A 14,220-nucleotide genomic window follows, 5' to 3' on the forward strand; every position below is an offset into this window, starting at 1 on the left:
AGGATCGGCGGTGATCACGCGCCACCCCTCACCAAGGAGCACCATGCCCGAACGCCAGCTCGCCGTCGTCGTCCTCGCCGCAGGGCAGGGCACCCGCATGAAGTCCTCGACCCCGAAGGTCCTGCACCGCCTGGCGGGGCTGCCGCTGATCCAGCACGTGCTCGAGAGCGCCGGCGCGCTCCGGCCCGACCACCTCGTCGCCGTGGTGCGGCACGAGCGCGACCTGGTCGTCGCGAGCGTGCTCGACACCGCCCCGCACGCGCTCGTCGTCGATCAGGACGACGTGCCCGGCACCGGTCGAGCCGTCGAACAAGCGGTGGAGGCGCTGCCCGCCGACTTCACCGGCGACGTCGTGGTCGTCAGTGCCGACGTGCCCTTCCTCGACCACGCGACGCTCACCGCCCTGCTCGACCAGCACCGTGCCGCCTCCGCCTCGGCGACGCTGCTGAGTGCCGTGCTGCCCGACGCCACCGGCTACGGGCGGGTCGTCCGCCGCGAGTCGGGCGACGTCGACCGCATCGTCGAGCACAAGGACGCCACCGACGACGAGCGGGCCGTGCGCGAGATCAACTCGGGCACCTACGTCTTCACCGTCGCCGCCCTGCGCACCCACCTGCCCCGCATCGGGTCGGCCAACGCGCAGAACGAGAAGTACGTCACCGACATGGTCGGCCTGCTCACCGGTGCCGGCGAGGTCGTCGCCGCACGGGCGATCGACGAGACGTGGCGCCTCGAGGGCATCAACGACCGCGTGCAGCTCGCCGCCGCGGCCCGTCGGCTGAACGACCGCATCGTCGAGCACTGGCAGCGCGAAGGCGTCTCGATCGTCGACCCGCAGACGACCTGGATCGACCGCGACGTCTCCCTCAGCCCCGACGTCGAACTGCTGCCGGGCACCCAGCTCCGCGGCGCGACCTACATCGCCCCGGGCGCGGTCGTCGGCCCCGACACCACCCTCGTCGACACCGAGGTGGGCGAGGGGGCGACCGTCAAGCGCACGGACGCGACGCTCGCCGTCATCGGTGCCCGCGCCTCCGTGGGGCCCTTCGCGTACCTGCGGCCCAACACGCTCCTGTCCGCCGACGGCAAGATCGGCACCTTCGTCGAGACCAAGAACGTGCAGATCGGCGCCGGATCGAAGGTGCCGCACCTCAGCTACGTGGGCGACACCGAGGTGGGCGAGGGGTCGAACATCGGCGCCGGCACCATCACGGCCAACTACGACGGCGTGGACAAGCACCGCACCGAGGTCGGGTCGCACGTCCGCACCGGGTCGCACAACGTCTTCGTCGCCCCCGTTAGGATTGGCGACGGAGCGTACACAGGCGCCGGAACGATCGTCCGCAAAGACGTGCCGGCCGGTGCCCTGGCCTTGAGCATCGCTCCACAGCGCAATGCGAGCGGATGGGTCGAGGCGAACCGCCCCGGCTCGGCGGCTGCCGAGGCCGCCGCTCGCGCCGAACGAACGACCGACTGAACCCGGTCGGGTTGGCCCCTCGGGGCCGGAGAGCGAGTGACGTGTCCGGAATCAAGATCACCGGCGAGAACCGACTCGTTCTGATCTCGGGGCGTGCGCACCCCGAACTGGCCAACCAGATCGCCGCCGAGCTCGGCAGCGAGCTGATCCCGACCGACGCCCGCACCTTCGCCAACGGCGAGCTCTACGCCCGCTTCGACGAGAGCGTCCGTGGCTCGGACGCCTTCGTCATCCAGTCCCACTCGGCGCCGATCAACGAGTGGCTGATGGAACAGCTGATCATGGTCGACGCCCTCAAGCGGGCCTCGGCGAAGCGCATCACCGTCGTGGCGCCGTTCTACCCGTACGCCCGGCAAGACAAGAAGGGCCGGGGTCGCGAGCCGATCTCCGCCCGGCTCGTCGCCGACCTCTTCAAGGCGGCCGGAGCGCACCGCATCATGAGCGTCGACCTGCACGCCCCGCAGATCCAGGGCTTCTTCGACGGCCCGGTCGACCACCTCTTCGCCATGCCCGTGCTGCTCGAGCACTTCCGCGCCAAGCTCGACAACACCACCCTGACGGTGGTCTCGCCCGACATGGGGCGCGTCCGCGTCGCCGACATCTGGAGCGAGAAGCTCGACGCCCCCCTCGCGATCATCCACAAGCGCCGTGACCCGTTGGTGCCGAACCAGGTCACCGTCCACGAGATCGTCGGCGACGTCTCGGGTCGCGTGTGCCTCCTCGTCGACGACCTGATCGACACCGGTCGCACCATCGTCAAGGCCGCCGAGGCGCTCAAGGCCAACGGCGCGATCGGCGTCGTGGTCGCCGCGACCCACGCGGTCTTCAGCGACCCCGCCCCCGAGATCCTCAACAGCGAGTTCATCGACTCGGTCGTCGTCACCGACACCCTGCCGCTCACCGAGCACCAGAAGTTCGACAAGCTCGAGATCCTGCCCATCGCCCCGCTGATCGCCCGGGCGATCCACGAGGTCTTCGACAACGGTTCGGTCACCTCGATGTTCGACGGCGCCGCCTAGCCCCACACCGCCCGACACCTCCCGTCGCCTCGGCGCACGGAGGCGACCGGCCCGACCCGCCTGGCCCCGACCGCTCGGCTCGCCGGGCCCCGACCGGCCGGCTCGCCTGGCCCCGACCGGCCCGGCTGCCTGGCCCCGACCGGCCCGGCTGCCTGGCCCCGACCGGCCCGGCCGCTCGGCCCCGACCGGCCCGGCTTGCTCGTCCGATGTCGGCAACTCCGGAGTTCGGCTGCGCCGCGCCTCCTGCGGGCCGTTTCGGCGGTCGTTGTCCTGACTTGCCGACGGGGACCTGCTCGACCCCACCCGGCCGCTCGGCCCCGACCGGCCCGGCTTGCTCGTCCGATGTCGGCAACTCCGGAGTTCGGCTGCGCCGCGCCTCCTGCGGGCCGTTTCGACGGACGTTCTCCTGAATTGGCCACGCGGGCGGCGTGGGGCCTGGCTGCGTGCGGCCCGGCCCGCCTGGTCCGCGACCTGCCCGCGCGAAGTCGGCAACTCCGGAGTCCGGCTGCGCCGCGCGTCCTGCGCGCCGTCTTGGCGGTCGTTCTCCTGACTTGCCGACGTGGATTTGCTCGACCCGCCCGCCCGCCCGCCCGGCCCGTGCCGCCTGGGTCACGCGACCGGCAGGCCACGGCCCGGCCCGAGCGGCCCGCCTGGCCCGCGACCTGCCCGTGCGAAGTCGGCAACTCCGGAGTTCGGCTGCGCCGCGCCTCCAAAGGGCCGATTCGGCGGCCGTTCTCCTGAGTTGTCTACGTCGACGTCGGAAGCTCCGAGATCCGCTGCAGCGGAACGACGGACGGGCGTGCCCGATGCCGCCCGCCGCAGCGGCACCGCATCGACGGGCACGCCCGTCAGGACGCAGGAGGCGCGGTGAGCGCCCCTGCACCCGTCAGTGGGTCGACGGCTCCGTCTCGATCTCGGACCGGTCGCCCGACCAGAGGGTGTGGAACGTACCCTCCTCGTCGACGCGCTGATAGGTGTGTGCCCCGAAGAAGTCCCGCTGCCCCTGGATGAGTGAGGCGGGCAGGCGTTCGGACGCGAGCGAGTCGTAGTACGACAGGGCCGAGGCGAACCCGGGCACGGGGATGCCCGAGAGGGCCGCCTTGGCCACGATGCGGCGCCAGGCCTCTTCGCCGTCCCGGACGGCCGCGGCGAAGTAGTCGTCCTCGAGCAGGGTCGCGATCGACGCGTCCTTCTCGTAGGCGTCGACGATGCGGTTGAGGAACTGTGCCCGGATGATGCAGCCGCCGCGCCAGATCTTGGCGATGGCGCCCTTGTCGATGTCCCAGTCGTACTCGTCGGCACCGGCGATGATGGCGTCGAAGCCCTGGGCGTAGGCGACGATCTTCGAGGCGTAGAGCGCCTTCTGCACGTCGTCCTCGAAGCCGTCGCCGGCCTCCTGGATCTCGGGCCGTCCCTGCAGGGTCTTCTGCACGGCCGAGCGCTGGGCGGGCTTCGACGACACGGCGCGGGCGAAGACGGCCTCGGCGATCCCGCCGACCGGCACACCCAACCCGACGCTGTTCTGCACGGTCCAGACCCCCGTGCCCTTGGAGCCGGCCTGGTCGACGATCGAGTCGACGAGCGGGCCGCCCGTCTTCGCGTCCGTCTGGCGGAGCACCTCGGCCGTGATCTCGATCAGGTACGACTCGAGCTCGCCCTTGTTCCACTCCTCGAAGACCGAGGCGATGGCAGCGGGCTCGTGGCCGCCCACACGGCGCAGCAGGTCGTACGACTCGGCGATGAGCTGCATGTCGGCGTATTCGATGCCGTTGTGGATCATCTTGACGAAGTGGCCCGCGCCGTCGGCCCCGACGTGCGTGACGCACGGCTCGCCCTCGGCCACCGCCGCGATCGACGCCAGGATCGGGCCGAGCGTCTCGTAGGCCTCCTTCGAGCCGCCGGGCATGATCGACGGCCCCTTCAGGGCGCCTTCCTCGCCGCCCGAGATGCCGGCGCCCACGAAGTTCAGTCCGCGCTCCTTGAGGGCGGCCTCTCGTCGGCGGGTGTCCTGGAAGTTCGCGTTGCCGCCGTCGACGATGATGTCGCCCTCGTCGAACACGTCGGCGAGCTGGCTGATGACGGCGTCGGTGCCGCGACCGGCCTGCACCATGACGATCGCGGTGCGCGGCTTCTGCAGGGATGCGGCGAAGTCCTCGATCGACTTCGAGGCGATGAACCCGGCGTCACCGTGCTCGTCCATGAGGGTGTCGGTGCGCTCGGGGGAGCGGTTGTAGACGGCGACCGTGTTGCCCTCGCGACTGGCGAGGTTGCGCGCCAGGTTCGAGCCCATGACGGCCAGGCCGACGACTCCGATGTTCGCCTGGGCGGTGGACTGCGATGCTGCTCCGTGTTCGGTCACGGTGCCTCCTTCTCGGTCGGTGGTGTTCGCAGACTATGCCTCGGTGCCGAGCGTCCGACAGGCTCCGTCCGTACCCCTCCACGGCGGCTCGCCTAGGGTTGACGCAACCGTTTCCCCGATCGAAGGCCGTCCGTGACCGACCAGCCCCACCCCGCTCCCTTCCCGCCCGTCGTCGTGATGGGGGTCTCCGGATCGGGCAAGTCGACCGTGGGCGAGCTGTTGGCCGAGACCCTCGGCGTCCCGTTCGTCGACGCCGACGACCTGCACCCCGAGGCCAACCGGCTCAAGATGGCCGCCGGGCAGCCGCTCGACGACGACGACCGGTGGCCGTGGCTCCGCATCGTCGCCGAGCGCATCGCCGCGGCGGGCGACGCCTCGGTGGTCGTCGCCTGCTCGTCGCTGAAGAAGGCGTACCGCGACGTCCTGCGGGAGGGCGACCCGCGCCTCCGGTTCGTGCACCTGACCGGCGTGCGCGACCTCGTCGCCCGACGTCAGCGCGAGCGCAAGGGGCACTTCATGCCGGCCGGCCTGATGGAGTCGCAGTTCGCCACCCTCGAGCCGCTGACCGACGACGAGGCCGGTTTCGAGGTCGACGTGGAGCCCGGTCCCGACGACGTCGTGGCGGCCGTGACGGCCCACCTCGGGGCCGTGCGACGAGGCGACCTCGGGCACTGACGAGCCCGGCTCGGGCACTGAGGGGGCGCCCTCGCGGACGGACGAGCCGAGGAGGCGCGGGTTGGCGACACGCCCGGCCGACGTGTAACCTTGGTAGCTGAACCTCGGCGAGGGGTGCTCCGGCACCCGTGATCGACGCGGTAGGCAGGCGCTCGGTGCTCACGCACCACTCGTGCAGCGGTGATCGTCCCTCGGGCGGCACCCCTCGGGTTGCGGGTCCTTCCTCACGCGATTCGCGTTCGAGTTGACACCGACCACACACCCCCGGGCCGTCACGGCCCCTGCAAGGAGACGACATGTCCGACCAGAACAACCTCAGCGCCCTCGTGCGCACCAGCTTCGGCAAGGGCGCGGCCCGCAAGATCCGTGCCAAGGACCAGATCCCCGCGGTCATCTACGGCCACGGCACCGACCCCCAGCACGTCACGCTGCCCGGTCACGAGACCATGCTGATCACGCGTCGTGCCAACGCCGTCATCACGCTCGACATCGAGGGCACGAACCAGCTCGCCCTCGTCAAGGACATCCAGCGCGACCCGGTCAAGCAGACCATCGAGCACATCGACCTCATCGTCGTCCGCCAGGGCGAGAAGGTCACCGTCGAGGTGCCCGTGCACGTCGAGGGTGAGTCGGCTCCCGGCACGATCCACGTCGTCGAGCTCAACGCCGTCGAGCTCGAGGTCGAGGCCACGCACATCCCGCAGAACGTCGTCGTCTCGATCGAGGGCCTCGAAGAGGGCGCCCAGATCTCGGCGGCCGACCTCGTGCTGCCCAAGGGCGCGACCCTGGTCAGCGAGCCCGAGACCCTCGTGCTCGCCGTCTCGGTGCCCCAGCTCGACCTGACGACCGACGCGGTCTCCGACGAGGACGGCGAGGCCGCCGAGGCCGAGGGCGACGTCGAGTCCATCGAGGACGAAGAGCGCTCCGAGTAACACGACGCAGCTCGATCACCCTGCCGGCGCAGACCCACTGAGAGAACGACGACCACGACGATGGCACTCGACGACCAGTGGCTCGTGGTCGGGCTCGGCAACCCCGGGCCCGGCTACGCCGGCAACAGGCACAACGTGGGGCAGATGGTCCTGGCCGAACTGGCCGACCGACTCTCCACCGGGTTCAAGAACCACCGCACGAACGCGACGGTCGCCGAGGGGCGCACCGCTCCCGGCGGCCCTCGCTTCGTGCTGGCCAGGCCCGCGACCTTCATGAACGTCTCGGGCGGGCCGACGCAGGCGCTGTTGAAGTACTACGACCTCGACGTGTCGCGGCTCATCGTCGTCCACGACGAGCTCGACATCGACTTCGACGTCGTCCGGCTGAAGCACGGTGGCGGCCACGGCGGCCACAACGGCATCCGCGACATCATCGCCGCCACGGGATCGAACGAGTTCACCCGGGTTCGGGTCGGCATCGGCCGCCCGCCCGGCAGGCAGCCCGCCGCCGACTTCGTCCTCAAGGACTTCTCCTCCACCGAACGCAAAGAACTTCCGTTCCTGGTCGCCGACGCGGCCGACGCGGTCGAGATGATCGCCACCGACGGACTGACCGCGGCGCAGCTGAAGTTCCACACCGCGAAGAGCTGACGCGTCCCGAGCCCGACCGACCACGGACGTGGTCGAGTCGCGGACCGCGACGAGCGGGTCCGTCCCGCCGGTGACCGACCTCCGGGCGCCTCCCGGTGTCGCCGACAGCGAACCCCGACCGCGGTGTCGGTGGTGCCGCGTAACATCGTGCGGGTGATACTCGCGGGCTTGATCCAGGCGCTCTCGCGCGCCTCCACGTTCTCTGCCGCCCTCGACCGGGCCGCACGCAGCACCGATTTCTCCGTCGTCGACGGCCTCCGCGTTCCCCTGCTGGCCGGTCTGCTCGACCGTCGCGAGGGTCCGCAGGCGATGCTGGTCGTCACGGCCACGGGTCGGGAGTCCGAGGCGGTGCGGGGGTCGCTCACCAGCTACCTGCCCGAGGCCGAGGTCATCGAGTTCCCCGCGTGGGAGACCCTGCCCCACGAACGTCTCAGCCCCAGCGCCGAGACGGTCGGCAAGCGGATCCACGCCCTGCGGCGTCTCGCCACCTGGCGGCAGGAAGCTGCCGAGGCGCCGGGTTCCGTCCGCCCCATCGTCGTCGTCGCCGGTGTGCGCGCCGCCCTCCAGCCGCTCAGCGACAACCTCGTCGAGCTCGACCCCGTGCGGCTCACCGTGGGCGAGCGCGGCCACGACCTCTCGGGCATCGCCGTCCATCTCGTCGACCTGGCGTACGCCCGGGTCGACATGGTCACCCGCCGTGGCGAGTTCGCCGTCCGCGGCGGCATCCTCGACGTGTTCCCGCCCACGGCCGAACACCCGGTGCGCGTCGACTTCTTCGGCGACGAGGTCGACCAGATCCGTCGGTTCTCCGTGGCCGACCAGCGAAGCCTGGACGGCGAGGTCACGTCGGTCGAGCTGCCGCCGAGCCGCGAGATGCTGCTCACCGAGGCGGTCCGTCAACGGGCTCGCGAGATGCAGCACGAGTTCCCCAGCCTGTCGCAGATGCTCGCGAAGATCGCCGAGGGCATCCCGGTCGAGGGCATGGAGAGCCTGGCACCCGCGCTGGTGCACCGGCTGGTGCCGGTGACGCACTACTTGCCGGCCGGCGCCTCCATCGTCGTCCTCTCGCCCGAGCGGGTCGTGTCGCGCGCCCAGAGCCTGGCCGAGACGAACCGCGAGTTCCTGTCGGCCGCCTGGAACGCCGCGACGGCCGGTGCCGAGGCACCCATCGACCTCGACTCGGGCGACTTCCTCAGCCTCCGCGATCTGCGTGACGCGGCGGGCGAGCGGTCCTGGTTCACGATGAGCGGCTTCGACTCGGGCGAGGTGCTGTCCGACGACGAGGCGGTCGCCGCGGCCGGCGACTACGTCCGCGTGGACGCGGCTGTCGTCCCGAGCTTCAGCGGACACGCCGAGGGTGCGCTCGAGCACGTCGTCGAGCGCGTGCGCGACGGCTGGTCCGTCGTCGTCACGGCCCGCGGCACGGGGCTCGTCGAGCGGGCCCGAGACGTCCTCGCCGAGCGCGAGGTCGCCGCCCGCCTCGAGGAGAGCCTGCCCGAGACCCTCGAACCGGGCATCGTCCACCTCGTGGCCGGCGGGGTCGAGGCCGGCTTCGAACTGATGGAGTCCAAGATCGCCGTCCTCGGCGAGTCCGACTTCTACGGCCGTTCGGCCAACTACGACTCGCGGCAGGTCAAGAAGCTCGCGACCCGACGCAAGAACGTCGTCGATCCCCTCCAGCTCAAGCCGGGCGACGTCGTCGTGCACTCGACCCACGGCATCGGCAAGTTCCTCGAGCTCACCAGCCGCGAGGTGTCGAGTGGTGGCAAGAACGCCGTCAAGCACTCTCGCGAGTACCTCGTGCTCGAGTACGCGCCCTCCAAGCGCGGTTACCCCGGCGACAAGCTCTACGTCCCGACCGACCAGCTCGACCTGCTCAGCCGCTACGTGGGTGGCGAGGCCCCGGCGCTCAGCAAGATGGGCGGCGGGGACTGGGCGGCCGCCAAGGGCAAGGCGCGCAAGGCCGTCCGCGACATCGCGGTCGAGTTGGTCAAGCTCTACTCGGCCCGCATGGCGAGCAAGGGCCACGCGTTCCCGCCCGACACCCCGTGGCAGCGCGAGCTCGAAGAGGCGTTCCCGTTCGCCGAGACCCCCGACCAGCTCACGACCATCGACGAGATCAAGGCCGACATGGAACGCCCGATCCCGATGGACCGCCTGCTCTCGGGCGACGTCGGCTACGGCAAGACCGAGGTCGCCGTCCGAGCGGCGTTCAAGGCCATCCAGGACGGCAAGCAGGTCGTCATGCTCGTCCCGACGACCCTGCTCGTGAAACAGCACTTCGACACCTTCAGCGATCGCTTCGCCGGGTTCCCCGTGCACCTCCGCAGCCTCAGCCGGTTCCAGTCGGCGAAAGAGTCCAAGGAGACGATCGCCGGGCTCGGCGACGGCACCGTCGACATGGTCATCGGCACCCATCGACTGTTGAGCGAGGGCATCTCGTACAAGGACGTCGGCCTCGTCATCATCGACGAAGAGCAGCGTTTCGGCGTCGAACACAAGGACGCCCTGAAGAAGCTCAAGACCAACGTCGACATCCTGGCCATGTCGGCGACCCCGATCCCGCGGTCGCTCGAGATGGCCGTCACGGGCATCCGCGAGATGTCGACCCTGGCCACCCCGCCCGAGGACCGCCACCCGATCCTCACCTTCGTGGGCCCCGAGAGCGACCGGCAGAAAGCCGCCGCGATCCGGCGCGAACTGCTGCGCGAGGGCCAGGTGTTCTACGTGCACAACCGCGTGTCGAGCATCAACCGCATCGCGGCGCAGATCGCCGAGCTCGTGCCCGAGGCCCGCGTCGCCGTCGCCCACGGCCAGATGGCCGAGTCGACGCTCGAGCAGGTGATGGTCGATTTCTGGGAGCGCAAGTTCGACGTCCTCGTGTCGACCACCATCATCGAGACGGGTCTCGACATCGCCAACGCCAACACGTTGATCATCGACCGGGCCGACAAGTACGGTCTGAGCCAGCTGCACCAGCTGCGTGGGCGGGTGGGTCGAGGCCGGGAGCGCGGCTACGCGTACTTCCTCTACGACGCCGACAAGCCGCTCAGCGAGACCGCACAGGACCGCCTCGAGACGATCGCCGCCAACAACGAGCTCGGTGCGGGCATGCAGGTCGCCTTGAAAGACCTCGAGATCCGTGGGGCCGGCAACCTGCTCGGCGGTGAACAGTCGGGGCACATCGCCGGGGTCGGTTTCGACCTCTACCTCCGCATGATCGGTGAGGCCGTCAGCTCCTTCCGCGGGGACGTCGCCGAGGGGCAGACCGAACTGCGGCTCGAACTCCCGGTCGACGCCCACGTCCCCGAAGAGTACGTCGAGAGCGAGCGGCTGCGCCTCGAGGCCTACCAGAAGCTCTCGACGGCCAGCTCGCCCACGTCCACCGACGACCAGATCGACTCGGTGCTCGACGAACTCACCGACCGTTACGGTGAGCCCCCGGCACCCGTGCTGGCGCTGATCGAGGTCTCCCGCCTGCGTCGGGCGGCCCAGAAGGCCGGTCTCAGCGAGGTCGTGGTCATGGGCAGCAACCTGCGGGTCTCGGGCGTCGACCTGCCCGACAGCATGCAAGTCCGCCTGCAACGGATGTACCCGGGTGCGCGGTGGTTCGCGCAGACGAACGCCGTCAGCGTGCCCCTGCCACGAGCCCATGGGCAGGCACCGAGCGACGACGAGTTGATCGTCTGGGTCGAGCAGCTGCTGTCGGCGATCTACGCGGCCCCGGTCGCGCGTCCGGCGACCGACACGGCCGCGGCGAGCTGACCGTGTCGCGTCGCCCGGACGGAGTCCACGACGAGGAGGCGCGGGGCGCCTCCGAACCCGGGGCGGGCGCTCGGCTCGACGAGCTCGTCCGCGTGGTCGACGCCCTCCTCGCCGACGAGGACGGGTGCGCCTGGAACCGTGCGCAGACCCCACGGTCCCTGGTGACCTACCTCGTCGAAGAGACCTACGAGCTCGTCGAGGCGATCGAGGACGGCACTTCGGACGACGTCCGGGAAGAGCTCGGGGACGTGCTGTACCAGGTGGTCCTGCACGGCGCCCTGGCCGCCCGCGCCTCCTCGGGGTCGTTCGACCTCGCCGACGTCGTGCGTGACGTCGCCGAGAAGACCGTGCGGCGTCACCCCCACGTGTTCGGGGCAGACCGTGCCGACGACGTCGACGAGATCGTCCGACTCTGGTCGGCGGCGAAGGCCGACGAGAAGTCGCAGCGGACGAGTGCCTACGACGGCGTCCCCGTCGGGCAGCCCGCTCTCGCCCGCGCCCAGAAGCTCGATGCGCGACGGGCTGCCGCAGGTGGCGTCCGCCCCGAGCCCGATCGGGCACCGACCACGACGTCGGGCACGGAGGTGACGGGCACGGAGGTGACGGGCACGGAGGTGACGGGCACGGTGGCGACGGACGCCCGGGCCGAGTCGCGCGAACTCGCGTGGGGCCGAGCATTGCTCGCGCAGGTCGACGAGGCCACCGATCGGGGCATGGACGCCGAGCGCGCGCTTCGGGCCGCCGTGCGCGAGCGCGAGATGCTGCTTCGGCGAGACGAGGCCGAACCGGCCGGAGGCGGGCAGCTCGAGGGCGGCCAGGCGGAAGACGAGCAGCCCCAAGGCGGGCAACCCGGGGGCGTCCAGGCCGGAGGCGGCACGATCGAGGGCCGTCCCGTCGAGCAGGTGCCCCCTCAACCCGAATGAGGGGGCACCTCGGCGTCGCCCGCTCAACCCGAATGAGTGGCGAGGCCGGCGCTCGTCCACCAGAGGGTCGGCCCGAGGGGCAGCGACCCGGTGGGGTCCGAGTGGTGTCCTCAATGTAGAGGATGTGTGTTGACATGTCAAAAGACGACATGTCGGTCCACTCGGCGTCCCGCCCGGGGTGCTCGGGGGGGCCTCGCGGGTGCCGGTCGACCGACCGGTCGGCCACGACAGACGTCTGTTATGGTCCACTACGACGACGGCGACCGCGCAGGGCGAGTACGACTCGTCGGCACGAAGGAGCGGCACCATGCCTCGCAAGCCTGATCCCACCCGCAAGCCCGAGCTCCTCGGCCAGATCCTCGAGCACCTCCGGGGTCGCTCCCTCGCCACCGTGTCGTTCCGCACCCTGGCCGAGGCCCTGGGGGTCAGCACGTACGTCTTCGTCTACCACTTCGGCAACCGGGCTGAGCTCATCGCCGAGATCGTCCGCGCGGTCGTCGCCCGCAACGACGCCTTGCTGTCGGTCGCGGTCTCCGAGCTCGACCGCGAGGCCTTCGGCAAGCACCTGGCCAAGGTCTGGCACGAGGTCACCACCGAGCGGGGCCGAGACCTGCACCGCCTCGAGCTCGAGGCGGCCCTGCTCGAGACCGTGGCGGGCGAGGTCGGCGGCACCGCTCGCGGGGCGGTCGGACGGTGGGTCGACCACGTGGCGGGCTGGGTCTCGGCGAACGGGGTCGCGCCGGCCGAGGCCAAGGTCGCGGCGCGGGTCTTCGTCGATGCGTTGTTCGGCCTGCAGTACGACGCCATCGTCTCGGGGGACGGACGTCGTGCGTCCGCAGCGTACAAGCATGCCGTCGAGACCCTCGTCTCGCGCGTTCCTCAGCACTGACCCTGCTCGCCGTCGGCCTCGGGGTGGGTGGAACCTGATGGTGTCGGCGGGCGTCGGGTCGGGCTGAACCGGGCCGAGCGCTCAGCGCCCGGCCCGGCCAGGGCCCTCACCGCAGGGAAGGGAGGGCCGAGTGGTGTGACCGACACGCAACCCGATTCGCGCCGACCACCCGAGAAAACCATAACGTAGAATGTGACATGCCTGCAAGTCGGTGCCGACGTCAGGGGTGCGGCGTCTCTGGGATGATGTCCTCATGCCGACCCCCGTCAACCCGCCGCGCGGCATGCGCGACCACCTGCCCGCCGACAAGAGGCGCCGCGAGGGCGTGCTCTCGGTCATCCGAGGCGTCTACCGCTCCTACGGCTTCGACGAGATCGAGACGCCCGTGGTCGAAGAGAGCTCGCGCCTCCATTCCGGGCTCGGGGGAGACAACGAGAAGCAGGTCTTCGCCGTCCTCCGGCGGGGCCTCGACCTCGACGACCTGCGATCGGCCGAGAGCGTGCTCGGACTCGCCGACCTCGGACTCCGCTTCGACCTGACGGTGCCGCTCGCGCGCTTCTACGCGTCGCACCGAGCCGAGCTGCCGACGGTCTTCCGCTCCGTGCAGATCGCCCCGGTGTGGCGGGCCGAGCGTCCGCAGAAGGGCCGCTACCGCCAGTTCGTCCAGTGCGACATCGACGTCCTGGGAGAGGCCGGGCCGCTGGCCGAGATCGAACTGATCCAGGCCACGACCGCCGTTCTCGACGCCCTCGGCCTCACCGGCACGACGATCCGCGTGAACGACCGCCGCATCCTGCTGGCGATGCTCGCCCACTGGGCGGTACCCGAGGCGCTGACCGACCAGGCGCTGATCGTCGTCGACAAACTCGACAAGATCGGCGTCGACGGCGTCGTCGCCGAACTCGCCGACCTCGGCGTCACCACGCCGGGTCTCGGCGAGGCGCTCACCCAGCTGGCCGGCGCCTCCTGGGCCACCGGTGAGGCCACGGACGTCCCGTGGCTCGACCGTGCGGCGTTCACCGACCTCGTCGCGCTGCGCGAGGCGCTGCCGGGCTCCACCCTCGAGTTCGATCCGACCCTGGTCCGCGGCATGGGGTACTACACGGGCACGATCTTCGAGATCGCCCACCCGGACGTGCCCTATTCCCTCGGCGGCGGCGGTCGCTACGACGGCATGATCGGCCGCTTCCTGGGCAGCGACGTGCCCGCGGCCGGTTTCTCCCTCGGCTTCGAACGCCTCGTCGACCTCGTGACCCTCGAGACCGACGGCGACGAGGGGCTCGCGGTGGTCTACGACAAGAAGGTCGAACCGGTCGAGCTGCTCGCCCTGCAGCGCGCGTTGCTGGCGGGCGGCGAACGGCGCGTGCGCCTCGAGAAGAAGGCCAAGAACTTCACCAACCAGCTCGACGGACTGGCGGCGGCGGGGTTCGGCCGCTTCGTCACCGTGCGCGGGGGCGAGTCGGCCGCCGACCTCGAGGTCCGCACGATCGGCTGACCGATGCCGACGGCTCCTCGCCACGAACCAGGGCA

10 protein-coding genes are annotated in these 14,220 nt (G+C 70.8%); 9 read left to right on the plus strand and 1 reads right to left on the minus strand.

Annotated elements, in window-relative coordinates; genetic code table 11:
- Positions 1–43: 43 nt before the first annotated feature.
- Complete coding sequence (gene glmU / locus ACIOSR_RS07110; protein WP_173152877.1) at positions 44–1,477, plus strand: bifunctional UDP-N-acetylglucosamine diphosphorylase/glucosamine-1-phosphate N-acetyltransferase GlmU; 1,434 nt, start codon at positions 44–46, stop codon at positions 1,475–1,477.
- 41 nt (positions 1,478–1,518) lie between these two features.
- Positions 1,519–2,496, plus strand: a complete 978-nt coding sequence (locus tag ACIOSR_RS07115; protein WP_056048844.1) for a ribose-phosphate diphosphokinase — start codon at positions 1,519–1,521, stop codon at positions 2,494–2,496.
- 886 nt (positions 2,497–3,382) lie between these two features.
- Here the strand turns inward: ACIOSR_RS07115 and gndA are convergent.
- The gene (gndA, locus tag ACIOSR_RS07120; RefSeq protein ID WP_200412602.1) at positions 3,383–4,786 is read right to left on the minus strand and encodes an NADP-dependent phosphogluconate dehydrogenase; all 1,404 of its coding nucleotides are present in this window, start codon (positions 4,784–4,786) and stop codon (positions 3,383–3,385) included.
- Positions 4,787–4,987: 201 nt separating this feature from the next.
- On the opposite strand from gndA, the gene ACIOSR_RS07125 reads away from it, so the two are divergent.
- The 7 genes from ACIOSR_RS07125 to hisS all read left to right on the plus strand — a co-directional run bounded on the left by ACIOSR_RS07125 (position 4,988) and on the right by hisS (position 14,185).
- The gene (locus ACIOSR_RS07125; RefSeq protein ID WP_402752229.1) at positions 4,988–5,530 is read left to right on the plus strand and encodes a gluconokinase; all 543 of its coding nucleotides are present in this window, start codon (positions 4,988–4,990) and stop codon (positions 5,528–5,530) included.
- A gap of 296 nt (positions 5,531–5,826) precedes the next feature.
- A complete protein-coding gene (locus ACIOSR_RS07130; protein WP_056048841.1) occupies positions 5,827–6,462 on the plus strand; it encodes a 50S ribosomal protein L25/general stress protein Ctc in 636 nt (211 codons plus the stop codon).
- Positions 6,463–6,522: 60 nt separating this feature from the next.
- The gene (gene pth / locus ACIOSR_RS07135; RefSeq protein ID WP_123571603.1) at positions 6,523–7,113 is read left to right on the plus strand and encodes an aminoacyl-tRNA hydrolase; all 591 of its coding nucleotides are present in this window, start codon (positions 6,523–6,525) and stop codon (positions 7,111–7,113) included.
- Positions 7,114–7,266: 153 nt separating this feature from the next.
- A complete protein-coding gene (mfd, locus tag ACIOSR_RS07140; protein ID WP_402752230.1) occupies positions 7,267–10,878 on the plus strand; it encodes a transcription-repair coupling factor in 3,612 nt (1,203 codons plus the stop codon).
- 2 nt (positions 10,879–10,880) lie between these two features.
- Entirely contained in the window at positions 10,881–11,801 is a 921-nt protein-coding gene (locus ACIOSR_RS07145) for a MazG nucleotide pyrophosphohydrolase domain-containing protein (RefSeq protein ID WP_402752231.1), read from the plus strand.
- Positions 11,802–12,108: 307 nt separating this feature from the next.
- Positions 12,109–12,690, plus strand: coding sequence for a TetR/AcrR family transcriptional regulator (locus ACIOSR_RS07150; protein WP_056048830.1), 582 nt, complete (start codon positions 12,109–12,111; stop codon positions 12,688–12,690).
- Positions 12,691–12,943: 253 nt separating this feature from the next.
- Positions 12,944–14,185: a histidine--tRNA ligase gene (hisS, locus tag ACIOSR_RS07155; protein WP_277959167.1), complete on the plus strand. Its 1,242-nt coding sequence runs from the start codon at positions 12,944–12,946 to the stop codon at positions 14,183–14,185.
- Positions 14,186–14,220 lie beyond the last annotated feature (35 nt).

This window comes from Frigoribacterium sp. NPDC087798, assembly GCF_044742985.1.
Classification (GTDB): domain Bacteria; phylum Actinomycetota; class Actinomycetes; order Actinomycetales; family Microbacteriaceae; genus Frigoribacterium.

Bases quoted from the DNA above. Each gene is read 5' to 3' on its own strand.
- ACIOSR_RS07130 (WP_056048841.1), top strand. From the start codon at position 5,827: ATGTCCGACCAGAACAACCTCAGCGCCCTCGTGCGCACCAGCTTCGGC.
- hisS (WP_277959167.1), top strand. From the start codon at position 12,944: ATGCCGACCCCCGTCAACCCGCCGCGCGGCATGCGCGACCACCTGCCC.
- glmU (WP_173152877.1), top strand. From the start codon at position 44: ATGCCCGAACGCCAGCTCGCCGTCGTCGTCCTCGCCGCAGGGCAGGGC.
- gndA (WP_200412602.1), bottom strand. From the start codon at position 4,786: ATGGGCTCGAACCTGGCGCGCAACCTCGCCAGTCGCGAGGGCAACACG.
- pth (WP_123571603.1), top strand. From the start codon at position 6,523: ATGGCACTCGACGACCAGTGGCTCGTGGTCGGGCTCGGCAACCCCGGG.
- ACIOSR_RS07150 (WP_056048830.1), top strand. From the start codon at position 12,109: ATGCCTCGCAAGCCTGATCCCACCCGCAAGCCCGAGCTCCTCGGCCAG.